This is a genomic window from Actinomadura sp. RB99 (assembly GCF_014706005.1).
In the GTDB taxonomy this organism is placed as follows: domain Bacteria; phylum Actinomycetota; class Actinomycetes; order Streptosporangiales; family Streptosporangiaceae; genus Spirillospora.
Genome location: NZ_JABMCA010000005.1, coordinates 12967 through 36674 on the forward strand (window position 1 = coordinate 12967; position 23708 = coordinate 36674).

At 69.6% G+C, this 23708-nt stretch carries 22 protein-coding genes and 1 pseudogene; 15 read left to right on the forward strand and 8 right to left on the reverse strand.

Features of this window, described 5'->3' with window-relative positions:
- Positions 1-40: 40 nt before the first annotated feature.
- The 3 genes from amrb99_RS06455 (at position 41) to amrb99_RS06465 (ending at position 3426) form a co-directional block, all read left to right on the forward strand.
- Complete coding sequence (locus amrb99_RS06455; RefSeq protein WP_190853516.1) at positions 41-820, forward strand: class I SAM-dependent methyltransferase; 780 nt, start codon at positions 41-43, stop codon at positions 818-820.
- A gap of 234 nt (positions 821-1054) precedes the next feature.
- Positions 1055-2185 (forward strand): pyridoxal phosphate-dependent aminotransferase, encoded by a 1131-nt coding sequence (locus tag amrb99_RS06460; protein WP_347256561.1) that lies wholly within the window; start codon positions 1055-1057, stop codon positions 2183-2185.
- Between the two features lie 83 nt (positions 2186-2268).
- Positions 2269-3426: a glutamate--cysteine ligase gene (locus tag amrb99_RS06465; RefSeq protein ID WP_241755311.1), complete on the forward strand. Its 1158-nt coding sequence runs from the start codon at positions 2269-2271 to the stop codon at positions 3424-3426.
- 266 nt (positions 3427-3692) lie between these two features.
- Here the strand turns inward: amrb99_RS06465 and amrb99_RS06470 are convergent, their stop codons facing one another.
- The 4 genes from amrb99_RS06470 to amrb99_RS06485 all read right to left on the reverse strand — a co-directional run bounded on the left by amrb99_RS06470 (position 3693) and on the right by amrb99_RS06485 (position 9655).
- Positions 3693-4412 carry a hypothetical protein gene (locus tag amrb99_RS06470; RefSeq protein ID WP_190853524.1) on the reverse strand — a complete coding sequence of 240 codons (720 nt, stop codon included), beginning with the start codon at positions 4410-4412 and terminating at the stop codon, positions 3693-3695.
- 186 nt (positions 4413-4598) lie between these two features.
- Positions 4599-6311 carry a serine/threonine-protein kinase gene (locus amrb99_RS06475; RefSeq protein ID WP_190853531.1) on the reverse strand — a complete coding sequence of 571 codons (1713 nt, stop codon included), beginning with the start codon at positions 6309-6311 and terminating at the stop codon, positions 4599-4601.
- A 438-nt stretch (positions 6312-6749) separates the two neighbouring features.
- On the reverse strand, positions 6750-7847 hold the full coding sequence (locus tag amrb99_RS06480) for an integrase core domain-containing protein (RefSeq protein ID WP_190853533.1): 1098 nt from the start codon (positions 7845-7847) through the stop codon (positions 6750-6752).
- A gap of 53 nt (positions 7848-7900) precedes the next feature.
- Positions 7901-9655, reverse strand: a complete 1755-nt coding sequence (locus tag amrb99_RS06485) for an ATP-dependent DNA helicase RecQ (protein ID WP_190853535.1) — start codon at positions 9653-9655, stop codon at positions 7901-7903.
- Between the two features lie 264 nt (positions 9656-9919).
- Between amrb99_RS06485 and amrb99_RS06490 the strand changes: the two genes are divergently transcribed.
- The 4 genes from amrb99_RS06490 to amrb99_RS06505 all read left to right on the forward strand — a co-directional run bounded on the left by amrb99_RS06490 (position 9920) and on the right by amrb99_RS06505 (position 11632).
- The gene (locus tag amrb99_RS06490; protein WP_190853537.1) at positions 9920-10534 is read left to right on the forward strand and encodes a class I SAM-dependent methyltransferase; all 615 of its coding nucleotides are present in this window, start codon (positions 9920-9922) and stop codon (positions 10532-10534) included.
- Entirely contained in the window at positions 10500-10703 is a 204-nt protein-coding gene (locus amrb99_RS06495) for a hypothetical protein (protein ID WP_190853540.1), read from the forward strand. Before amrb99_RS06490 ends, amrb99_RS06495 begins: the two co-directional genes overlap by 35 nt.
- An 86-nt stretch (positions 10704-10789) precedes the next feature.
- Positions 10790-11083 carry a hypothetical protein gene (locus amrb99_RS06500; protein ID WP_190853542.1) on the forward strand — a complete coding sequence of 98 codons (294 nt, stop codon included), beginning with the start codon at positions 10790-10792 and terminating at the stop codon, positions 11081-11083.
- 360 nt (positions 11084-11443) lie between these two features.
- Positions 11444-11632 (forward strand): hypothetical protein, encoded by a 189-nt coding sequence (locus tag amrb99_RS06505; protein ID WP_190853999.1) that lies wholly within the window; start codon positions 11444-11446, stop codon positions 11630-11632.
- 294 nt (positions 11633-11926) lie between these two features.
- On the opposite strand, the gene amrb99_RS06515 is transcribed toward amrb99_RS06505, so the two are convergent.
- Entirely contained in the window at positions 11927-13078 is a 1152-nt protein-coding gene (locus amrb99_RS06515) for an epoxide hydrolase family protein (protein ID WP_190853546.1), read from the reverse strand.
- Positions 13079-13140: 62 nt separating this feature from the next.
- Here amrb99_RS06515 and amrb99_RS06520 point away from each other — a divergent pair, with 62 nt between their 5' ends.
- Positions 13141-14217: a WYL domain-containing protein gene (locus amrb99_RS06520; protein ID WP_190853548.1), complete on the forward strand. Its 1077-nt coding sequence runs from the start codon at positions 13141-13143 to the stop codon at positions 14215-14217.
- Between the two features lie 128 nt (positions 14218-14345).
- On the opposite strand, the gene amrb99_RS06525 is transcribed toward amrb99_RS06520, so the two are convergent.
- Positions 14346-14729 (reverse strand): hypothetical protein, encoded by a 384-nt coding sequence (locus tag amrb99_RS06525; protein WP_190853550.1) that lies wholly within the window; start codon positions 14727-14729, stop codon positions 14346-14348.
- Positions 14730-14956: 227 nt separating this feature from the next.
- Between amrb99_RS06525 and amrb99_RS06530 the strand changes: the two are divergent.
- Both amrb99_RS06530 and amrb99_RS06535 read left to right on the forward strand, forming a co-directional pair.
- A pseudogene (locus tag amrb99_RS06530) lies at positions 14957-15902 on the forward strand (IS5 family transposase).
- A gap of 940 nt (positions 15903-16842) precedes the next feature.
- A complete protein-coding gene (locus amrb99_RS06535) occupies positions 16843-17280 on the forward strand; it encodes a hypothetical protein (RefSeq protein ID WP_190853553.1) in 438 nt (145 codons plus the stop codon).
- Between the two features lie 477 nt (positions 17281-17757).
- On the opposite strand, the gene amrb99_RS06540 is transcribed toward amrb99_RS06535, so the two are convergent.
- Positions 17758-18039, reverse strand: a complete 282-nt coding sequence (locus amrb99_RS06540) for an HPr family phosphocarrier protein (protein WP_190853555.1) — start codon at positions 18037-18039, stop codon at positions 17758-17760.
- A complete protein-coding gene (dhaM, locus tag amrb99_RS06545) occupies positions 18023-18412 on the reverse strand; it encodes a dihydroxyacetone kinase phosphoryl donor subunit DhaM (protein WP_190853557.1) in 390 nt (129 codons plus the stop codon). Before dhaM ends, amrb99_RS06540 begins: the two co-directional genes overlap by 17 nt.
- A 57-nt stretch (positions 18413-18469) precedes the next feature.
- On the opposite strand from dhaM, the gene amrb99_RS06550 reads away from it, so the two are divergent.
- The 5 genes from amrb99_RS06550 (at position 18470) to amrb99_RS52975 (ending at position 23621) form a co-directional block, all read left to right on the forward strand.
- Positions 18470-19246 carry an IclR family transcriptional regulator gene (locus amrb99_RS06550; RefSeq protein ID WP_190853559.1) on the forward strand — a complete coding sequence of 259 codons (777 nt, stop codon included), beginning with the start codon at positions 18470-18472 and terminating at the stop codon, positions 19244-19246.
- Between the two features lie 169 nt (positions 19247-19415).
- The gene (locus amrb99_RS06555; protein ID WP_190853561.1) at positions 19416-20186 is read left to right on the forward strand and encodes an aquaporin; all 771 of its coding nucleotides are present in this window, start codon (positions 19416-19418) and stop codon (positions 20184-20186) included.
- Positions 20183-21181, forward strand: coding sequence for a dihydroxyacetone kinase subunit DhaK (dhaK, locus tag amrb99_RS06560; protein ID WP_190853563.1), 999 nt, complete (start codon positions 20183-20185; stop codon positions 21179-21181). The genes amrb99_RS06555 and dhaK overlap by 4 nt, the downstream gene beginning before the upstream one ends.
- Before the next feature lie 113 nt (positions 21182-21294).
- Positions 21295-21939, forward strand: a complete 645-nt coding sequence (dhaL, locus tag amrb99_RS06565; protein ID WP_190853565.1) for a dihydroxyacetone kinase subunit DhaL — start codon at positions 21295-21297, stop codon at positions 21937-21939.
- Positions 21936-23621: a putative PEP-binding protein gene (locus amrb99_RS52975; RefSeq protein WP_190853567.1), complete on the forward strand. Its 1686-nt coding sequence runs from the start codon at positions 21936-21938 to the stop codon at positions 23619-23621. Before dhaL ends, amrb99_RS52975 begins: the two co-directional genes overlap by 4 nt.
- The last annotated feature ends 87 nt before the right edge of the window (positions 23622-23708 follow it).

Sequence of the window (23708 nt, forward strand, 5' to 3'; positions counted from 1 at the left end):
ACCCAATGACCAGTGGCGAAGACAGGATGGATCGGGCCTGATGGCACCTTCGGACGACGACACCTACAGTTCATATGAGACATATTTCAGGACCAGGAAGTATACCCAGCGCTATCCAAGGCCAAATCGCCTGGCGTTCGCACGCGTACTGCGCGTAGCCGCGCCCGGAGCGGTCTTGACCGACATCGGCGCCGGTCACGGTCGCTACGCCATTCCCCTAGCCGAGAGAGGCTACACCGTCATCGCAGTGGAACGGAGTGACGCGGCACGCGCCCAGATAGCGGAGACCGCACTCAGACTAGGCTTGAAGGGGAAAGTCCACTGCTTCAAGGAACTGGAAGCAGTGGATACCGAACTCGCCGCGGAAAGTGAACTCTCACTGCTGTTCTTCGGAGTTCTCGGACACATGTCGTTCAAAGAACGAGAGGCCACCCTCAAAACCATCCAAGCGATGTCGAGTGGCCAGGCCAACGTGATCGGCTCGGTACCGAACACCTTCCGCCGGTACAGAAGTGAACGGGTCAACGCCAAAATCGAGGACTTCGGTAGCGCGCCACGGTTCATCTACACGCACGAACTAGACGGCGACGTCCATGGATTCGCCTACACCGCCTACTCGCCGAAGCAGTTACGGGAGGAATTCGCACTACACGGCTGGGAGTGCGTGAAGATCAAGACGGAGTCGGTATTGAGTGAACACAAAGTTACCCGGAACCGTGTCATCGGAGTGGCGGACGCGCTCGTCTCCCGCTTGACCCCGAGCCGCTTCTCCCACGCCATCTTCTTCCATATCCGCTCACCGGAGCTGACTCTCGAATAGGTCATCCGCGATCCCGGTCGTGGATCAGCCCCCCTGTCGGCGCACCCTCGAAATCCGGGCTACCCCCGCGGGTCCCGGTGACCACAAACCTCAGCCCCTTCCCAGCAACTCGCATGGATGAGGAATCCAATTTTTACCGTAGCTGCGAATCTAGCTGCTCACGAGACCGCTATCCAGCGAATGCGAGGCGGGCTCGCGACACTTCCACTGGCGTTCGGCGAGAGCGGACTGCCCGTGCATCCGTCCCTCAAGTCCGAACTCGCCGCCGCATCCGGCCTCAATGCCTACGGGGCGGTCAACGGTGAGAGGGAACTCCGCGAAGCCGCAGCCGGATACTTCCAGCGCCGCGGAATCGCTGCCGACCCCGACCAGATCGTCTGCGGCCCCGGCAGCAAGCCCCTGCTGTTCGCCGTGATGCTCGCACTCGGCGGCGACCTCGTCCTCCCACGCCCGAGCTGGGTCAGCTACGCCGTCCAAGCCGAGATGGGAGGAGTCCATCCGATGTTCGCGGCGACCCGCCCAGGCGAAGGCGGAGTGCCCGATCCCGACGAGCTGACGGCGCAGGTCACCCAGGCCCGCAAACAGGGACGCGACGTGCGATCGGTGATCCTGACGATCCCCGACAACCCGACCAGCACGCTTGCGCGCCCCGAAACCGTGGAATGCCTGTGCCGGGCAGCCCGCGATCTCGACCTGACCATCATCTCCGACGAGATCTACCGCGATCTCGTCTTCGACTCCGACCACGACTTCCCCAGCCCCTCCCGATACGCGCCCGAACGCACCGTGATCACAACGGGACTGAGCAAGAACCTCGCCCTCGGAGGCTGGCGGATCGGAGTCGCCTGGGTACCCGACCCCGAACTCCGGCAACGACTGCTCGCTGTCTCCAGCAACATCTGGACCGCACCGTCCGGCCCCATCCAAAGGGCCGCCGCATACGCGTTCCGAGAACCCGCCGAAATCATCGAACACGTGACGGCCTCCCGCCGGCTCCACCAGGCCGTCGTCACGGCGATGGCCGACCGCCTCACCGAAGCAGGCATTCCCACACCAGCTCCCAAGGCCGCGTTCTACCTCTATCCCGACTTCGAACCCGTGCGCCCAGCCCTCCAGGCCAAGACCTCCGCGGACCTCACCCGGCTGCTCATCGAACAACACGGTGTCGCCGTCGTACCCGGCAGCGCCTTCGGCGATCAGCCCCAGGATCTCAAAGTACGTATCGCGACGAGCCTGCTCTACGGCCAAGACGACACACAAAGAGAGATGGCTCTCATCAGTCCGGAACCCACTCGCCTTCCCTGGATCGCCGCGGCCCTCGACCGCACCGCACAAGTGCTCGCCAGCCTGGCCGCCGACTCCTGAAACGGCGACCGGACGATTTCACCCGCCAGACATGCGGGCAGCGGTCCGTATCGATGATCCCTGAACGAAAGTGTGGAACTACTTTGGAGTTGACGCAGGGGACCAGGCCGGTAGCGGTCGGCGTCGAGGAAGAATTCCACATCGTCGATCTGGAGTCCCGTCGGCTTGTACCGCAGGCCGACAGTCTGCTCTCCCAGTTGCCCCGTGAACAGTTCGTCGCCGAGTTGCAGTGTTCGATGGTGGAGGCCAACAGCCGCCCGTGCGCCCGGCTCGTCGACCTTGCCGAGGACCTCGCGGCGCTGCGGCGCAGGCTCGTCGCGGCGGCCGACGGGTTCGGCTTGGGCGTCGTCGCGGCCGGCACCGTTCCCGTCGCGGACCTGGAGTCGCTCAAGGTCACCCCGAATCCTCGCTATGAGGACATGCTCGACGAGTACCGGTTACTCGTCCGCGAGCAGCTCATCTGCGGCACTCAGGTGCACGTCGACATCGGCGACCGCGATCTGGCGGTCCACGTCGGCCACCGCATCGCACCATGGCTGCCGGCGCTGATTGCGCTGTCGGCCAGTTCTCCGTTCTGGCTGGGTCTGGACACCGGATACGCCAGCTACCGCACGATGCTTTGGTCACGCTGGCCGACCACGGGGCCGCTCGGCGCGTTCACCGGCGCCGCCGAGTACGACGCGATGATCGAAGACCTCGTCCGGACCGGAACCATCAGCGACCCCGGGATGATCTACTACGACGTCCGCCCGTCCGCGCACCTGCCCACACTGGAACTGCGGATCGCCGACGCCTGCCCCCGGCTGGAGGACGTCGTCCTCCTCGCGGGACTGTTCCGCGCGATCGTCGGGGGCGAGGTCGACGCTGTGACCGCGGGCCGGCCGGCGCCGCGAGTCCGTACCGAAGTGGTCCGGGCAGCGACCTGGCGAGCCGCCCGCTCCGGCATGGAAGGCGGACTGGTCGACCCTCTCGACGGCACATCGGTACCGGCCCCGCAACTCCTGCAAGGGCTACTGGAACGCTGCCGGGAGCGGCTCGAGGCGGCAGGCGACTGGGACCTTGTGGCCGAACTGGCCCAAGCGGCCCTGGCGCGTGGCAGCTCGGCCGCCCGCCAACGCCAAGCCTTCTCGCGCGGCGGTGCGCCGAACGTGGTGGACACACTGATCACCGAAACACGCACCAACATCGGCTGGCTGCCAGGCGCGGGCCCGAACCGCAGCCACCAGCACCGTCCGCAATGAGCCGCTGGCGATCGACGCCAAAGCAGCCTGCTTCGGCAGCTTCGATCACTCGCGTCCTTCCCACTAGCGCCTGGTGCGGGCTTGGATCTTGTCCGGGGGGCGCTGATCGGGCAGTTGGCCGAGGTGGCGAGGTTAGGGCTGCTGGATTGCTCGCTGGGTTTGCCGGGAGCAGCGCATGCTGGACTGCGGATTCGTGTCTGCGGTTGCCCGCTCTGGTCGGCTCGGCTGCCGGTTGCGGCGGGCGATGTGCCCCAGATTGTGAGGGCCTAGAGGTAGCGCTTCTCGGGCCTGAGCCGGGTGGTTGGAGGTCCGGATCGAGCCGCCGAGCCAACATCGAGCCAACAGGGGAACGAAGCGGGACATGCCGGGCAGGGGGCAAACCAGGGCGTTCTCGTGTTTGCCCTGGTCAGACGTGGTGGGTCGCGTGGGACTCGAACCCACAACCTACGGATTAAAAGTCCGAAAGTGTCGTATCGGAGTGGCCTGCTCGGTGTCGGCCTGTGTCGATCCGTCCGCATCAAGCCCGATTCTGGTGCCACACGGTGCCGCCGCGTGCCGATCCGGTTCGGAACCGCCGAGCCGACAACGAGCCGACATGGACTGTTGACGATCTTGCGGCTGGCTCGTCGGCACCCCTGCCTGACCAGCATGGATGGAGTCTTCGGCAAGCGCAGGGGCGCCAGCCTGACCTTCTCGCGCAGGATCTCGGCGAGCCGGCGGCCCTTGAGCAGCTCCATCACGATCATCGGGACGTCGTCATGTTCGATGACGTCGAACACGGCGACGATGCCCGGACGGTTCAGCGCAGCCGTCGACCGCGCCTCGTTCATGGCCAGATCCGCCAGTTGTTCGCGGTCGCTCGCGTCCCAGTCCTGGCCCTCAGCCACGTTCTCGCCCGGGAGCAGGACCTCTTTCACCGCCACGTCCCGTTTCAGCACCTCGTCGTGCGCCCGCCACCCCCGGCCCATGGACCCCTGGCCGATCACCGAGAGCAGTCGATAGCGACCATTGATCAGCTCCGGGCCCGGACTCCAGCACGCCGTCCCTCCACCGAGATCTGCAGATCAGCGCGCCTTCAACGCCACGCCAATGGCAGCGATTCTCGGGCGGCCGTCGGGCCGCCGCGCGGGACCGGTACGGCCTGCTGCCAGGCCACGCGCGATGCTTCGTACTCATTGCTTCCAGTAGACGCCGTTGGGATCCGCGTATTTATCGGTTTGGCTCTGGACCCATTCGACGCCGGTCACCGTGTCCCCGGACGGTGCGAGGAAAAGTGCACATGCCTTGTATGACGATCCGACCGGGAGTTCGCCGTTGGGAGCCTCGCCGCTGCATTGGGAGAAGCCGAAGACCAGGTCGGAGAGAATCGTCCTCCCGTCCTGGAGCACACCTTCCATATTTGTCGCAGTGCCTCCCACGTCAGAAACACCGCCACCCAGGTTCTTGGCTGAGTATCTTGCATAGAACAGCACCGCACCGTTGGTTTCCTTGCCGTGCGCCTTCAAGGCGGCGAGGTCGGCGGCCGGGGCCTTCTCGATCGAGGTGACGGTGATGGCGAGTTTCTCGTTGCCGCCGTTGGCGAAGGGCACCTTCGCGGTCTGCCCGATCCTGAAGGTCTGGCGGGGGGCGGCGAGGCTGGTCGGGTCCGCCCCGCCGACCGGGACAGTACTGTCCGTCGGCGCCGGCTGCTGCGTGGCGGACGAGGCGCCGCCGCTCGGCTTCGCGCCGGGCGGTGAGGAGGAGTCGGCCTCCGGCCGGCCGTGTCCGGAATCGCGCAGCAGAAGAAAGACGCCCGCAGCCATCAGCGCCGCCACCGCGAGGCCGGCCGTACCCGCGATCAGGGCCCTTCGCCTGCTCCCGATGGCGGTCTGCCGCGGACGCGTGCCAGGCGCCTGCGCAAGCGTCGGTTCGGGAGCCGCGGGCGGCTGGCCGAAAAACGCGGGTGGCTGACCGGGGACTGTGGGCGGTTCGCCAGGAACTGTGGGCCGCGGGGGCAAGGCCGCCGGGGGGCCGGCCGCCGGGGCATGAGCGTCGTTCCTCGAACGCAGGAAGGCCGCGACGGCCTGGGCGCTGCCCGGCCGGTCGGCGGGATTCTTGGCGAGCGCATCCAATACCAGGCGGTCGAGGTATTCGGGCGTCTCCGGCCGCTTGGAGCGCGGCGCAGGGGGTGGCTGGTTGAGATGCCGGTACATCAGTGCATGCAGCTCACCATCCGCACTGAATGGCGGTGAACCTGTGAGCATCTCGTATATCACGCAGCCCAACGCGTAAAGGTCGGTCTGGACACCGAGCGGCTCGCCGCGGAACTGTTCGGGCGCCATGTAGGCGGGAGTGCCGATGGAACTGCCCTGCACAGTGAGACGCGTCGCGGCGCCTGCCAGATGTGCAATACCGAAGTCACATATCTTGATCCGGTCGTCCGCGAGCACCATGAGGTTCTGCGGTTTGATGTCGCGGTGGACGACGCCGCCTGCATGCGCCGCGGCCAGGGCGTCGGCGATCTGCGTCGCGAATGACGCCGTCCGCGCGACCGGCAGACCTCCCGGCGACTCCCTGATGACCGTGCGAAGGTCCTTCCCTTCGAGCAACTCCATCACCAGGAACATCGTCGTGCCGTCCGCCGCGTGGACGTCATCGATGTCGAACACGACGGTGATGCCCGGATGCTGGAGTGCCGCGGCGGTCTCCGCCTCCCGCCGGAACCTGGCCAGGGCGTTGTGGTCGGCGGCCAGATCGGACGGGAGGATCTTGATGGCCACCGGCCGGCGCAGCCGCAGATCGGTGCCACGCCAGACCTGCCCCATGCCGCCCCGCCCGATCGGCCGTTCCAGTTGGTAGCGATCTCGTAGGAGCAGACCGGCTTTGGGGGCCGACTCGTTCTGCAACGTGCTTCCTCCCATCAACAACTGTCAAAGGTGATCACTCAGTCGTCGTCATCCCAGATTTCGACCGGAGTGCCGGCGCCATTCCCAGGGAGAAATAGCCGGGGGAGGGCGGCGTCCGCCCACTCGGCCGGCGCAAGGCGGCCGATACCGAGCCGTTCCCCCGACCGGGTCGGCCACGGGCGCGCCCCCACAAGCCCGGCACCACGCCGTTGATCACGATCAAGGACCATAGTCTCCGCCGGACGATCTCGCGGCCGAACGCCCGAGGTGGCTGCCTCGTCCGTCGGACGGGGCGGCCCCCGGACGATCTGCCAGATCCGAAGTCCGGCCGCACCCTCCTGGCCGAGTTACTGATCCTGCCGAACACGCTGTCCTGATCCTTGCGATACCGGCACTCGTCCACAGCACTGTCCCTGCCGAAAACCTCGTCCGCGCAGGTCAAGCGGCATGTTCGTACTCGTTGAGGATTCCGCCCAGACGTTGCCTTCTTCGGATGTTCAGGTGAGCGATCCGGTCTGGTTCGCTGATCGGCGGAGGCAACGGCTTCAACGGGCGGGCGTTGGCGATGCCCTGATGCGGGCGATGCTCGTTGTAGAAGGTCTCGAACTCGCGGAGGGCGTCGAGCAGGTGCCGCTGGTTCCAGATCAACGTCCGGTTTAGGAGCTCACGGCGGCAGGTCCGCACCCACCGCTCCATCACCGCGTTCATCCTCGGCAACCGCACCCCGGTCAGCACCAACCGGATACCCGCATCGGCCAAGACGACGTCGAACAAGTCGGGGCACTTACCATCGCGGTCGCGGATCAAGAACCGTGCCCGGCACCCCGCGTCCTCCAAGTCCATGACCAGGTTCCGGGCCGCCTGCGTCACCCATGCAGCGTTCGGGTGCGCGGTCGCGCCCAGAACCCGGACACGGCGGGTGTGATGTTCGATGACTGCCAGCACGTACATGCGGGCGCCGGTGAGGGTCACGGTCTCCAGGAAGTCACACGCCAGCAGCGCCTTGGCCTGGGAGCGCAAGAAGCTGGCCCAGGTGACGGCGGAACGCTCAGGTGCCGGATCGACGCCGGCGTCCTTGAGGATCTTCCAGACCGTGGAAGGCGCCACTTTGACGCCGAGCACCAGTAACTCGCCGTGCACCCGCCGGTAGCCCCAGCCCGGATTCTCCCGCACCAAGCGAAGTACCAGCGTGCGGATGGAACGGACGGTCGGTGGGCGACCCGGCCGGTTGGGTCTGGATCGGGCGGCGTGCCGGGCCGCGATCAGGTCGCGGTGCCAGCGCAGCACCGTGTCCGGTCGTACCAGTAACCGCATCCGCCGTAACACGCTGGGACGGAGTCGGTGCAGCAACGCCGCAAGCAGTGCTCGGTCGTGGACGGTGAACCGTATCTGTTCACCGTCGAGCTGGCGCTCCAGCACCGTGATCTGGTGCCGCAGCACCAAAATCTCGGTGTCCTTCTCCCGATCGGTCATCGGAAGCTGACGCAGCACCGCGAACGCGTTAGCCGCAGTCAAGTAGGCCAGTCGCAAGAACACAGCCGCCCATCATCCCGCGGCGACCGCCCTGCCGCCGCCTGTTTCGCAGCCGATCAAGCACGGCGCCCGAGCACCCCTCTACGCCTTCCACCTGCGTGGACGTGATTTTCGGCAAGTGCAGCGTCGGAGCGAAGGGTTAGGAGGTCGTTGTCGCGCTGGATCGCATCCAGGGACAGCGTGCGGTAGCCGGCTTCCCCGAAGAGCACGGTGATGCGGTCGGGTTCCACCCGCATCACCGTTCCGGTTCCCCATGCGGCGTGCTGCACTTCGGCGTGTAGGGGGAACGGGGCCTCTTCGGTCTGGTCCGGCGGGGTGGACGTTCTATTGACACGGTTCGTGGCAGTCGCCCCGGCCTGGCAGATATCGCAGTGCCCGCATGAGCCCAAGTAGGGCTCGCCCAGGTATTCCAGAAGGAAACGGCGGCGGCAATCCGTCGTCTCCGCGTAGGCGCGCATCATGTCGATGCGTGATTCGTCGACGCGGCGGCGTTTCTCGTCGAGTTCCGTGGCGCGTGCCACGGCCTCTTCGGGCGGTGGTCCCTCCTGGACGTATCGCAGGTGTCCGCGGCCGGTCGTTTCCACGGCTCCAGCCTGTTCCAGGAGGTTCACCAGGCCGGTCAGCTTGGATGCGCCGACGCCCAGCGTGGTACGCATCTCGGTTGCCGGGACGGTGCCGCCGTGGGTCTGGAGGAGCGTCGCGGTCTGAAGTAGTTTCTCTTCGTCGGGCTTACCTGCGGCGAAGAAGCGGCGTAGGCCAAGGTCCTGTGAGCGGTAGTACAGGACGGCGGCCGCGGGTTCTCCGTCACGTCCGGCGCGGCCGATCTCCTGGTAGTACGACTCCGGGGATTCGGGTGGAGCGGTGTGGAGGACATAGCGGACGTCCGGCTTGTCGATTCCCATGCCGAACGCCGAGGTGGCCACCACGACATCGAGCTCGTCATTCTGGAACGCCTCGTGCACCCGCTTGCGGTCCGCAGCCTTCATCCCGGCGTGGTAGGAAGCCGCACGCAGGCCCGCCGCGGTCAGTTCCTCGCCGTATGACTCGGCGTCCCGCCGGGTGGCGACGTAGACGAGGCCCAGTCCCTTCCGCCCGCCGACGTCCTCGATCAGCGCCTTTCTCTTGTCCGTCTCCTCGTGAAACCGCCGTACCTTCAGGGACAGGTTCGGCCGGTCGAAACCGCGGACGATCTGCTGGGCCTCCGCCAGCCCGAGCGTCGCGAGGATGTCGTCGCGTACCGGTGGCGAGGCGGTCGCGGTCAGGGCGATGACCGGGGGGTGGCCGAGGCGCTCGATCACCCGGCCGAGCCGCTGGTAATCCGGCCGGAAGTCGTGGCCCCACGTGGAGACGCAGTGCGCCTCGTCGACGGCTATCAGAGAGGGGCGCACGGTGGCGAGCCGCTCCACGACCGACGGCTTGGCCAGCTGCTCGGGTGAGAGGAAGATGTACTCGGCTCGGCCCGCCCGGATCTGGTCCATGGCGTCCTCGCTCGCCCCCTCGGACTGGGCGGAGTTGACCATCACGGCTCCGCCGGCGTCGCGGCCGGTGAGCGCGAGCATCTGGTCCCGCTGCAAGGCGATCAGGGGCGAGATCACCACGGTCGGCCCGGGAAGCAGTTGGGCGGGGACCTGGTAGACGGCCGACTTGCCGCCGCCGGTCGGCATGACCAGCAGGACGTCGCGGCCTCGCAGCAGGTGCTCCATCGCCTTGCCCTGGCCCGGGCGCAGGTCCGGCCAGCCGAAGGTCTCCCTGGCCACCCGGCGCAGCCGGCGGCGCCTGCCCATCCGGCCCCAGACGTCCCGCATGCCCATTCAGTCCTCCTCGCGCCGTGTCACTGCCGCCGAGTTCGAGGGCCGTGCGCCGGCGTGGCACCGACCGTCCTCCCTCGACGGGGGCGACGAAACACGCAGAGATCTTTCTCAGAAGCGCCGACGGAAACGTCCAGCGGCATTGGGCTGCGCAAACGCCCGCCGACCACCTGCCGGAACCGGCCTTCCGGTGGCGTTGCAGTGGATCGGAAGCCTCGGATGTGCCCGGATACCCTGGCTTACCCGGCCACTGCGAAGGAGGCGTCGATGAGCCGCTGGTCCGATCTGGCCGGCGAGAGTTCCGGGGCGGCCTACGCCGCCCGGTTCGCCGACCTCGTCGCCGCCGGGGCGGACGTGCACGGCGAGGCGCGGCTGTGCGCGTCGCTGGTCCCACCCGGTTCGCGAGTGCTGGACGCCGGCACCGGTACCGGACGGGTCGCGATCCGGCTCGCCGAACTCGGTTACGCCTGCGTCGGAGTGGACCTGGACGCCTCCATGCTGGCCGAGGCCCGCCGGATGGCTCCCGAGATGACCTGGATCAGGGCCGACCTGGCCACCTTCGAGCCGCCGGACGCCGATCCCTTCGATCTCGTCGTGGCCGCGGGCAACGTCATCCCCCTGCTGGCTCAAGGCACCGAGCCCGCGGCGATCCGGGCACTGGCCGAGAGCCTGCGTCCGGGCGGGCTTCTCGTCGCGGGGTTCGGCCTGGACGCCGCTCACCTTCCGGTGCCGCCGACCGTGGATCTGGCGAGCTACGACGCCTGGTGTGCAGCCGCCGGGCTGAGCTTCCACCAGCGCTTCGCCACCTGGGACGGCGACGACTACCGCGGCGGCGGCTATGCCGTCAGTGTGCACCGCCGGGGCTCCCGCGCGGACGGGTGATGGTCAGGCGGGGCGGCAGGGACCCGGACGGACGTACGCGCTGGACGAGGTCTTCGGCGCCTTCATCCGCGGGTTCGACCACGAGTCGTCGATGAGCCCGTACGGCGACGAGGGCGACGGGACCTGGCCAGGACTGGTGGAGGCGGTCCCCGAGGAGTTCGCGGCATAGGTGACCGAGCCGGCCTTCTGCAACGATGGCGTTTCAGGTCCCTTCCTGGCGGCCACGGTCTGCCTCTGGCGCCGCCACGACGATCCGTGCTGGCAGAGCGGCGACATCAACTCCCCACCAAGGAAGACCCAGCCGGTTCGGCCTGGCTGTTCCACCTCCTGGCCGACGGCACTCCCCAGGCCTACTGCGACTATGCGTCGCACTACTTCGAGGTGCCCCTCGACCCGGCCAACGTCAGGCAGGTCTTCGAACACCGCACACTGACCACGGACCTCGTCCGCCGCATCAATCCCGACGTGGACCCAGCAGACCTCACTGAAGTCCTCGACTCCGTCGGCCATCCCGGAGTCGAGGAACCCGCGAACAGCCGTCGGCGCTGAGATTGATCACGGTCGGCGTCGTCGTGAGCGGCTTGCGGCTGTCAGAGTCCCCAGGATCTCACCCCGAGCTTTGAGGAGGCGCGGGAGTGTTACGTGTCGCGAGCCACATGGGCCAGGTGTGAAGCGAGGCGGGTGCCTCTGGGTTGGTGAGGAGCCAGAGGACGAAGCTCGCCTGGTACCGCACCCATGAGCTGTTGGACCGGGCAGCATGGCCGAGTCTGGCACGGAGGCCGTCGCCGCAGACCCAGCCGACCTGAAACGCAAGATCGACGCCTGGCAGTTTCCGGCGAATCCATATCCGAAACTTCCCGGCGCGACCTCGTCGCCGACGTGTTGGTCGACATCGACAAGGAGCGGGACATGTACAGCATGGACATCAGTCGGGTCATCATCGCCGACCGCGTGCGCGAGCGGCAGGCCGAGGCGCGCAACGTCCGCCGCGCCCGGCTCGTCAAGGCGCTTAAGCGGTGCCCCCTACGCAGAGCTCTCACCTGCCAACGCCCCCGCCACACGACGGGGGCGTTCTCTTTTTGCGGCATCGGAGTATGAGGAACAGCGGTACCAGAACGTGCGCCGGCGTGCGTGGCCGTTTCGGCGGGGGCTCCGGCGGTGGTCAGTGCGGTGATGAGGTCGCCGAAGGCGGCGGCAGCTTTCGCCCGGGTCGGCGACGGTGGCGATCAGGCGGCCGCCGTCGCGGTGGGCGAGGATGGTCGTGCGAGTCGCCCGGGCCAGTCCGCACAGCCGCTCCTGCCAGGGCGCACCTGGCGCGGTGAACGGCTCGTCTTGTGCGGCGCCGTGGTGGACGTCGACCGGGTGGGCGACCATGGCGTCCAGCAGGGCGGCTCAGTCCTTTCGCGGTGCCGCGAAGAAGGCGCGCAGGTCGGTGGTCACCACGTCGGGGACCTCGAGGGAGGCGAAGTGGCCGCCGGTGGGGAACTCGCTCCAGTGCACGATGTTGGTGTTGTCGCGCTCGGCGAGCGAGCGGATGGTCTGGAAATCGTCGGCGAAGACCGCGACGCCGGTCGGCGCGGTGTTGACGGCCGGTTCGGCGCCGGAGTGCGCCTCGGCGTAGTGGTAGCGGCCCGCCGTGGCCTGGGTGTTGGTGAGCCAGTAGAGGGTGACCTGGGTGAGGATCTGGTCGCGGGTCACCAGGCTCGTGCCGTTGCCGAAGGAGTTGAACAGCTCGCTCCAGGCCAGCTGGCCGACGGGCGAGTCCGCGATGCCGACCGCGACGGTCTGCGGCCGGGAGGCGTTGATCGCGTTGTAGCCGCCGACCGACTGGAACCACTGCATGTGCTCCAGCGCCGCGTACTCCTTGGGCCCGAAGCCGGCGAACTCCTCCGGGTCGCCCGAGGGGAAGGAGAACAGCTGCAGCACGTGCATGCCGAGAAATCCGGGCGGGTCGAGCAGCCCGAGCTCCCTGGAGACCATGGCGCCGCCGTCGCTGCCGTGCGAGCCGTAGCTCTCGTAGCCGAGCCGGCGCATGAGTGCGTCGAAGGTGCGGGCGACCCGCGCCATCGTCCAGTCCCCGCCGGACAGCGGGGTGCTGAAGCCGAAACCGGGGATCGAGGGGACGACTACGGAGAACGCGTCCTCGGCCTGTCCGCCGTGCGCGACGGGGTCGGTGAGCGGGCCGATCATGTCGAGGAAGTCCACGAACGAGCCGGGGTAGGTGTGGACGAGCAGCAGGGGGGTGGCGTCCGGCTCGGCGGAGGGCACGTGGACGAAATGGACGGTCTGGCCGTCGATGTCGGTGAGGTAGTGCGGGAACTGGTTCATCCGCGCCTCCTGCTCCCGCCAGTCGAAGCCGTCGCGCCAGTAGTCGACGGTCTCGCGCAGGTAGCCGTTGGGCGTGCCCAGGTCCCAGTTGTCGACGGCGGCGGGACGGGGCAGCCGGGTGTTGGCCAGCCGCAGGGCGAGGTCGTCGAGTTCGGCTTGCGGGATCTCTACGCGGAAGGGGCGGATCTCGGTGGAAGCGGTCTTCGTCGTCGTCATGCCCTCACGGTAGGACCCATATAGGAAGAGTTACTTCCTAATGGTGCGGCATCATGCAGATCATGCTGGAAACTTCGGCGAGACTCCTCGCCCTGCTCTCGCTGCTGCAGTCGCGACCGTCCTGGCCGGGTTCTGAACTGGCCGAACGCCTCGGCGTGAGCGGCCGCACCATCCGTACCGACATCGCGCGGCTGCGCGAGCTCGGCTATCCCGTGGACGCCACCCGCGGCACGATCGGCTCCTACCGGCTCGGCGCCGGAGCGAAGCTGCCGCCGCTGCTGCTGGACGACGAGGAGGCCGTCGCCATCGCGATCGGGTTGCGCGCCGCGACCGGCATCAGCGGCATCCAGGACAGCAGCGCCCGTGCCCTGGCCAAACTAGAGCAGGTGCTGCCGCATCGGCTGCGCCGCCAGGTGGCGGCGATCCACCAGTCCACCTCGCAGGGGCCGCACAACACCGGGTCCAACGTCGAGGACCCCGAGGTCGACGCGGCGGTCCTGGCACAGATCGCGGAGGCCGTCCGCGACCGCGAATGGTTCCGCTTCGAGTACAACCCCGGGCCCGACGACCGGCCGGGCGAGCTGCCCTCGGGCACGGCGGCGACGTCCGGGCCCAAGCTCGTGGAGCCCTACCGGCTCGTCAGTTGGGCGCGCCGCTGGTACCTGGTCGGCCGTGATCCGCGGACCGGCGCCTGGGCGGCGTTCCGGGTCGACTGGATCACCCCCCGCATGCCCACCCGCCACGTGTTCACCCCGACCCCGCTGCCCGGACTCGACTACACCGGCTTCGTCCTACGCGACGTCGCCTCGACGGGCTGGAAGGTGCACGCCCGGATCACCGTGTTCGCCTCCGCGCAGGAAGTGCTGTCGCGCATCAACGCCACCGTCGGCGTCGTCGAGTCGGTCAGCGACGAGCGGTGCGTCCTGGTGACGGGAGCCGACAGCCTGGAGACCATCGCGGTCTACATCGGCATGCTCGGACTCGACTTCGAGGTCACGGGCCCGCCCGGGCTCATCGACCATCTCGCGGTCCTGGGCGAACGCTACCTGCGCGCGATCAGCCGGATGAGCAAGGGCCACGCCAAGCCCGCCGACAACGATCTCCAGATACCGAATGCCGGCCCATCAGGACCCGGCTGAACTCAACGACCTGCGATCCATCCGGCGAAGCCCCGTCGTCACGGGCGTGATCAGCGGACACCATCACGGCGCATTACCCCAGCTTAAACCACCTAGCTCGATAATCGAGCGGTACGAGTTCAGGACGCTTACTGCCTGAGGGCGGCTGCAGCGCGATCGCCGGCTTCCTTGATCACATCGAGGCGGACGGTGCTTAGGAAGGATGCTCTGGCCTGCGAAACGGACAATAGGAGCGCGTATTTGCCCTGCTGGTGGATGAGCGTGCAAGCACGGGTAGTCCCCTTGCCGTCCTGGTCCTCAATGAGCTGGATCCGCTCGGAGGCGTCACCACGCTGTCGGATGATGTCGCTCTTCAGGGTGCGTCGGTAGCGCCTTCCCTCGAGGCTGTAGGAATAGTTGTGGCAGGCACTTGGCACCTCGGCCGAGACCGACCTTCGGGTGGCCGCATCGGACAACCCCAGGCGAACGGCGCCCAGGTGATCCTCTGGAGCTGCAATGACAATCCCGACCAAGAATGGAATCGCGGCGCGTCGTTCGTCCTTACCTAATTAGGGCAGAGGCGACGGCGGCTCGGAACGCGGTCGAGGGGCCGGTGGCCTGCTCTCCCGGGGTTCCGATACCGCCGCCGAACGCTTCGTCTTTCTGGCGTTGATCAGGGCGCCGCTGGACGGGCGAGCACTGTTAGGGCCTGTTTCTTGGATGGGCTGACGGTGGGCGTTGGTTTGGTCACTGTGGATTGATGGGTCGTGGTGGCTTGACCGATGCGCAGTGGGAGCGGCTGGCGCCGTTGCTGCCGCCGACCGGCGGGCGGGGTGGACGGTGGGTCGATCACCGGCAGGTGATCAATGGGATCTGTCATCGGGTGCGGACCGGTGTGCCCTGGCGTGATCTGCCGCCGGAGTTCGGGCAGTGGATCACCGTCTACAAGCGGTTTCGGCGCTGGTCGGCGGACGGGACCTGGGAGCGGCTGCTTCAGGTGGTGCGCGCCGGGGCCGATGCCGCCGGGGACATCGATTGGCGGGTGTCGGTCGATTCCACGATCGAGCGGGCGCACCAGCACGCGGCCGGCGCCCCGCACCGGCCGCCGCCCGCCCTACTGGAAAAGGGGGACGGCGCCGGGACGAACCAGGACAACCCGTCATGGCGCGAGTTGGTGGCCCTGCTGGAGGAGGTGGCCCGGCAGGCGAAGCACCAGGACGCTCCCGCGGCGGGCTGTCCACCAAGATCCATCTGGCCGCCGACGGCCGCTGCCGGGTCCTGTCCTTCCTGGTCACTCCCGGTCAGTGGGGCGACAGCCCGCAGTTCATCGCGGCCCTGGACGCCATCGGTGTCGCACGGCTGGGGCCGGGCCGCCCACGCCGCCGTCCTGACCACGTGCCGGCCGACAGGGCCTACTCCTCGCGGCCTACTCCTCGCGCGCCAACCGGGCGTATCTGCGCCGACGCGGGATCGGACACACGATGCCCGTGCCGGCCGACCAGCGGCAGCACCGCCGCGACCGCGGACGCCGCGGCGGACGACCACCCGGCTTCGACCCCGAGCGCTACAAGCAACGCAACACCGTCGAACGCGCCATCAACCGCCTCAAGCAGTTCCGGGCCGTCGCGAACCGCTTCGACAAACGCCGCTACCTGCTCACCGGCACCATCACCATCGCCGTCCTGCTCATCTGGCTACGCACCTGATCCAAGAAACAGGCCCTAGATGAGGAGGCTGCCACTCTTCCAGCCGGGGGCGCTCTTCGTGCCACCTCGGGAGCCGGTGTCGGGAGCCAACGCCTTCAGGCTTCCACCGACTCACCGCGACTTAGGCAGGACGTTTCTGCAGGTCAGAGACTCCCCGTTCGACTTGGACGGACCTAGATCGACTTGTCTGATCTGCTTCACACCGAAGAGGTCACTGGTTCGAACCCAGTATCGCCCACAAAACCCCGGCTCAGAGGCATGCTCTCACCGAGAGCATGCCTCTTCGCGCACCAGCCTCCGCCGAACAGGTCGCAAGTTCCCGCGGAGGGGTTACCGCAGGTCACAGCGTCGTCGAGCTGTGCTGTGCGAGTTTGGCGCAGCTCCTGGGGCAGATCTGGGGCACGGATCTTGCCCCAGCCCAACTGTGTTCAGCAGAACTCCTTCACCTCAGTGACTGTGCGTGAAGGGCTCGGCGATCCCGCGGAGCAGTGGGGAGCGTCCCTGATTACGGGCCGGCATGCCGCCCGATCCCAACCCAAGCGTCCAGGTCGCCCACCGACCGCCCGCTCCATCCGGTTGCCGGTACTGCGCTTGGTGCGGGAGAACCCTAATTGGGGCTACGGCGCGTGCACGGCAAGTTGCTGGTGCTGGGCGTCAAGGTGGCGCCTTGCGCGGTCTGGGAGATCCTCAACGACGCGGGCATCGACCCGGCGCCCGAGTGTTCCGCCGCCACCTGGGCCGGGTTCCTGCCTGCAGGTGTATTCCGGAAGTGGACGCCCCTGGACGCCCGCGCAAGCACCCCTTCCAGGAGTTCGGACACCCTGCTTCCGTGCGGCCGAGCCCCGCGCGGCATGCGCCACGACGCCCGGTTCTGCGGTGGCCCCCACCGCAGCGCCGAGGCCGAGGCCGCCCGGCGCCGCGAGACTGCGAGCTCGGCCCGGTGCGGACCCTGCGCGGCGAGACCGCGTCGCTGGAGCTGGTGGTGACCGCGCTCGGCGAGCACGCCCCCGACGCCGACCAGGCGCGCAAGGAACCGGCCGCGCCGAGCAGGCCCGCCAGACCTCCGAGGAGAACTGCCGACGCGCTGAAGGGGCTGCTGGACGGCGCCCTCGCCGACGCCGAGCAGGCGCGAGCCGACGCGCAGGCCGCGCGCCGCCGTGCCGACGAGGCCGAGACCCCCGCGAGCCTCGCCGAGAACCACGCCGCCGATGTCGAGCGGTCGGCGCGTGACACGCGCGCCGACCGCGATGACCAAGGTCGCCGCCGCGCGCCTCACCGCCGCCGAGGGTCGCGGTCGCGTTCGGCGGTCAACTGCGCATCGAGCCAGGCCGCGTTCAGTAGCTCGGCCTCGGTGAGTCGTCCGGCGACCTCCTCGTAGACGGCCTTGGCGGCGCGGTAGGCGTTCAGCGCGTCGTTCTTCTGCTTCTCGGCTGCCTGCTCGGACGCCGCCGTCACCGAGCTGGAGGTCGAACGCGGCGGCCGCGCGGCCGTCGAGGACGAGCTGCGGCGCGCGCTGGAGGACGCGCGCGCGGACGCCGCGGCCGTGCGCGAGCAGCTCGGCGCCGCCACCGAACGCGCCCGCGCCGTCGAGGAACGCGTGCAGGCCCTCGAACGCGCGGCCGAAAGCGAGTAACCCGCCGAGGACGTCGGGGCCCAGTCCCGCGCCGCAAGAGCAGGTGTCGTTAACGGACGTGTCACCGGCCGCGAACGAGTCCGGATCGAGTGTTTTTCCTTCCGCTGGTTGATGCGTTGGTGAGTATTCGTCTCGATCGGAACGGGTCCGGTGGGGATGGGTGAGCTTGTCGAGCACTGGACGGTGTGCAGGGTGACGCCGACCTCGGTCTGGGGACGGGCCCTATTCGGCTTCGGCGAGGATCCTGGTGAGGGCCTCGACGGCTTGTCCGGCGTCTGGGCCCTCGGCGTGGAGGGTGATCGTGGCGCCGGCGGTGGCGCCGAGGCCGAGGACGGCGAGAATGCCGGCGGCGTTCGCGGTGCGGTCCTGGTACCGCAAGGTCACGGCGGACCGGAACCGCGCGGCGGCCTGGGCGAGCTGACCGGCGGGCCGGGCGTGCAGGTTCGCCGGGAGGACGACGTCGGCGGCGGCGATCGTCGCGGCGGGGTCAGAACTTGCTGGCATGGCGGGCCTCCTCGGCGGCGGCGACGACGGCGGACAGGTCGGCCGTGGCCGCCAGGACGGCGGCGGCGACGGCGCCCTCGACGAAGGGCGCGTCGACCATGATCACGGCAGGGTCGGGGTGGTCGGCCAGGACGGCCCGGGCGGTGAGCACCGAGCTGCCCAGATCGGTCAGGACCGCGACCCCCGCCCCGCGGTCGGCCGCGGTGATCGCCTCGCGGACCCTCTCATAGCTCGTGCCGATCCGGCCGTCATCGGTTCCGCCGACGGGCTGGACGGGCACCGTGTCCGGCGCGACCTGGCGGACGAGGTCGGCCAGCCCGTCGGCGAGGTCGGGGCTGTGCGACACGAGTACGATCCCAACTGGTTGCTGCATGAACAGAGACTGTAGATTCCGGAACGTCGTTCAGCAATACCGAACAGCGAGTGAGTGATGATCCAATCTGTGCAACGGGCCGTGGGGATTCTGAGAGAGCTGGCGGGCGCCGGCCGGCGGCTCGGGGTCACGGAGCTGGCCGAGCGCCTGGGCGTCGCCAAGCCGACCGTGCACGCGATGCTGCGGACGCTGGAGGCCGAAGGCCTGGTGGTGCAGGACGCCGACTCCAGCCGCTACGCCCTCGGCCCGGGGCTGGTGCTGCTCGGTAACGCCTACCTGGACGGTCACGAACTGCGCACGCGCTCGCTCACCTGGGCCGACCAGCTGGCCACGCGGGCCGGGGAGGCGGTCTGGGTGGGTGTGCTGGCCGGCGACCACGTCCTGGTCGTCCACCATGCCTTCCGGCCTGAGGGAGCTGTGCAGATCCTGGAGGTGGGGGCGAGCGTCCCCTGGAGCGCCTGCGCGCTGGGCAAGGCGATCGTGGCGTTCGAGTCCGAGGCGGTGGAGGCGCGGCTGCTGGGCGGCGATCTCGCGGTACTGACCGGTGCCAGCATCACCTCGCCCGAGCGGCTGGCGGAGCAGCTCGCCGACGTCCGGCAGCGGGGCTACGCGTTGGAGGAGCAGGAGGCCACGCTCGGGGACGCGGCCATCGCGGCGCCCGTCTTCGATCGGTCAGGGCAGGTCGCGGGCGCCATCGGCGTGGTGGGGCCGGTCGAGCGGCTGCTGGCCGGGCCGCGGGTCGAGGAGCTCGCCGTGGCGGTCCGGGAGACCGCCCGCAACCTGTCCCGCGATCTGGGCGCGGGCCGCGGCCAACTCCGCCGCGCCGCGAGCTGAGCGCGCCCCCGCTGGTGCGCGCTGCCGGTGCGCACTGCCGCTGATGTGAGCCTTGACACACCCTCGCCGGACATCTAGATTCCGACCAGCGTTCACTAATGATGAACGCTGTTCGGAATCACCTGCGAGGAGGTGAGGCGCCGGGCGGCATCGCCCCCCGGCGGCGACCATGGAAGACAACAGCCGCCCGCAAAGACTGCTGGCCGAGATGCTCGGCACGGCGATGCTCGTGTTCATCGGTGTCGGCTCGGTGCCGGCCACCCTCATCGTGGGCGGCGACGCGCCGTTCACCATGGCCCAGCTCGGCATGATCTCGCTGGCCTTCGCCACCGCGGTCGTCGCCGCCGTCCACATGATCGGGCACATCTCCGGCTGCCACATCAACCCGGCGGTCACGCTCGCCCTGGCCGCGACCGGCAGGACGCCCTGGCGCGAGGTGCCCGGCTACCTCGTCGCCCAGGTGGTCGGCGCGGTACTCGGAAGCGCGGCCATCGTCGGCGTGCTCGGGGACAAGGCGATCGACGCGGGACTCGGCATCGCCCAGTACGGCAAGGACGTCGGCGCCGGCCAGGCGTTCACCGCGGAGGCCATCGGGACGTTCCTGCTCGCCCTGGTCGTGTTCGGCGCGATCGACCACCGCGCGCCCGGCGGCTTCGCCGGCGTCGCCATCGGCCTGGCGGTCTTCGCCATCATCATCCCGGTCGCGCCCGCCACCGGCGCCTCGATCAACCCCGCCCGCACGATCGGCCCGATGCTCGTCGGCGCGGCCGGCGGGACCACCGTCCACTGGGGCCAGCTCCCCGTCTACCTGGCCGCCGAGATCGTCGGCGCCGTCGTCGCCGGTTTCCTCTACACGGCCGTGCTCAACCGAACCCCTGAAGCCGCACGCGCCGGACGTCCCGCGGCCGCGCAGGCCGAGAGCGAGGCACTCACCTCATGAAGAAGTTCCTCAACAGCCCCGACACCGTCCTCGGCGACGCCCTGGCCGGGATGGCGGCGGCGCACCCCTCCCTCCGCGTCGACACCGTCAACCGCGTGATCACCAGGGCCGAGCCGGCGCGCGCGGGCAAGGTCGCGCTGATCTCCGGTGGCGGCTCGGGCCACGAGCCGCTGCACGGCGGCTTCGTCGGCACCGGGATGCTCGACGCCGCCTGCCCCGGGGAGGTCTTCACCTCCCCGGTGCCCGACCAGATGCACGCCGCGGCCAAGGCGGCCGACAGCGGCGGCGGGGTCGTCTTCGTCGTCAAGAACTACACCGGCGACGTGATGAACTTCCGGCTGGCCGCCGAACTCGCCGAGGACGACGGCATCGAGGTGCAGACCGTGCTCGTCGACGACGATGTGGCCGTGCAGGACTCGACCTGGACCGCGGGACGGCGCGGCACCGGCGCCACCCTGTTCGTCGAGAAGATCGCCGGAGCCCTCGCCGAGCGGGACGCCGGCCTCGCCGCCGTCGGCGACATCGGCCGCCAGGTCAATGCGGCCACCCGGTCCTTCGCCGTCGCGCTCACCGCGTGCACCACCCCCGGCGCGGGCAAACCCGGCTTCGAGCTGCCCGACGACGAGATGGAAGTGGGCGTGGGGATCCACGGGGAGCCGGGCCGCAGCAGGCAGAAGCTGCAACCCGCCCGCGAGATCGTCGCGGCCGCGCTCGACGCGATCCTCGGCGACCTGCCCGCGCGCCCCGACGCGCGGACCATCGTGATGGTCAACGGCCTCGGCGGCACTCCACTGATCGAGCTCTACCTGCTGTACGGCGAGGTGGCGGCCCAGCTCGCCGACCGCGGCGTGCACATCTCCCGCAACCTCGTCGGCAACTACGTCACCAGCCTCGACATGGCCGGAGCCTCCTTCACCGTCTGCCAGGCCGACGACCGCATGCTGGAACTGTGGGACGCCCCGGTGAACACCCCCGCCCTGCGCTGGGGGCCCTGAACCCGTGACCCGGTGGGGCACGCGCGCCCGCGGGCGCGCCGTGGCCCCCACCCCGCAGCCCGACCGATCACACCGGTGCGGCACCGCACCGGCGCCCACAGCAAGGAATCAGCGTGGACACAACCTCCGGCGGCTTCGACAGCGCCACCGCCCTGGCCTGGGTACGCAGGATCGCCGCGGCGATCGAGCGCGACGCCGACCAGCTCACCCAGCTCGACTCGGCCATCGGCGACGCCGACCATGGCGTCAACATGCAGCGCGGCTTCGCCGCAGTCATCGCCGCCCTCGACGGCCGCGACTTCACCACGCCCGGAGAGGTGCTCGTCACCGCCGGGACCACCCTGATGTCCACCGTCGGCGGTGCGGCCGGGCCGCTGTACGGCTCGGCGTTCCGCGCGGCCGGCAAGCAGCTCGCCACGACGACCGCCACGGCCGACCAGATCCTGGACGGCCTGCGTTCGGGCGCGGAGGCCGTCCAGCGGCTCGGCGCGGCCCGTCCCGGCGACAAGACCATGATCGACGCGTATCTGCCCGCCGTGGACGCCTTCGCCAAGGCCGTCGCCGCCGGCCACACCCTGGCCGAGACCGCCGCGGCCGCTGCCGCCGCCGCCGAGGACGGGATGCGCGCCACCATCCCGATGATCGGCCGCAAGGGACGCGCCTCCTATCTGGGCCCGCGCGGCGAGGGCCACCAGGACCCTGGTGCCACCTCCCTGGCCCTGGTCTTCCGCGCCCTCGCCGAGGCGGTGCGGCCGTGACGGCGCGGGCGGCGGCGTTCACCGGTGCGGTCGCCGAGCCCGGGGCCGCCCTCGGACTCGCCCGCCGCACCGACCGGACGGCCGAGGCGCACCTGCCGCAGCGCCGCCCCGCGGGCGACCCGGTCCAGCTGGTCACCGACGCCTTCGCGGCCGTCGCGGCGGACCTGGCGCGGCTCGCACGGGAACTGCGCCACCGGGGACAGCCCGAAGCCGCCGACATCATGGAGGTCACCGGGTACATCGCCGCCGATCCCGACCTCCTCGCGGACGCCGTCCGGCACGCCTCGCACGGCACGTCGGCGGCCGCGGCGATCGAGCAGGCCGTCGACCGGCACGCCGACGCGATCGCCGCCCTCGACGACCCGGTCCTCGCCGAACGCGCCGCCGACGTCCGGCAGGTGGGCCGGCGCGCGCTCGCCTGGCTCGACGGCCGCGCCGCGCACACCCCGGCCGGGCCCCTCGTGCTCATCGCCCGAGAGATCGGCGCCGCCGACCTGCTCGACGCGCGGACCCCGATCGCCGCCGCCCTCTCGGTGAGCGGCGGCCCGAACTCGCACGCCGCCATCATCGCCCGGTCCCTGTCGATCCCCCTCCTCGTCGGCCTCGACCCCGCCGTCCTGGACCTCCAGGACGGGGTCGAACTGCTCATCGACGGTGAGTGCGGGCTCGTGCGGCCCGACCCCTCCCCGTCGGAACGCGAGGCGGTGCTGGCCAGGCTGGCACGCCTGCGCGACGAGCGGGCGGCCTACCTCTCCGAACGCGACCGGCCGGCGCGGACCGCCGACGGCCACCCGGTGACGCTGCTGGCCAACATCGCCACCCCCGCCGACGCGCGAGCGGCGCTCGAGGTCAACGCCGACGGCTTCGGCCTGCTCCGCACCGAGTTGCCCTTCCTCGACGCGCCCGGGTGGCCGACCCAGACGCTGCACGCCCGCGCCCTGAAGCCGGTCCTCGCCGATCTCGCCGGACGCCCGGTGACCGTACGCACCCTCGACTTCGCCGACGACAAGCTGCCGCCCTTCCTCGCCGCGCAGAACGCCACCGAACGGCTCGGCCGGGCGATGCCGCACATGCTCGCCGCCCCCGACGCCTTCGGCGCGCAGTTGCGCGCCATCCTCACCGCCGCGCCCCCCGGCACCGGCCTCACCATCATGATCCCGATGGTCGCCGACCTCGCCGAGCTGAACGCCTGCCGGCGTCTGCTCCACCAGGCCGCCGCGGCCGTCGACGTCCCGCCGCCACCGCTCGGCATCATGGTCGAACTGCCGCAGGCCGTCGAACGCGTCCACGAACTGGCCGCGGCCGCCGCGTTCATCTCCATCGGCAGCAACGACCTCACCGGCCAGATCCTCGGCCTCGATCGCCGCGACCCCGCCGCCGGACCCGCGATGACCGCCCATCCGCGCGTGCTGACCGCGATCGCCCGCGTCGTCCAGGCCGCCCACCGCCACGGCCGCACCGTCTCGGTCTGCGGCGACGCCGCCGCCCACCCCCTGGTCATTCCGCTACTCCTCGGCCTCGGCGTCGACTCCCTGTCAGCAGCCCCCGCCGGCATCGACGAGATCCGCTACCGCATCCGCCGCCTCCGCATCGCCGACTGCGCCGACATCGCCAGGACCGCACGGGGATACAACACCGCCGAACAGTCATGGGCCCTGGTCCGCGAACGCGCCTGGCTCTGACCCGGCCGCCCCACCATGGCTCAATCGTCCAGGTCGGAGCCGACAGGGCGGATTCGCCGAGGGGCTGATCATCCGGGATGTCTCGGT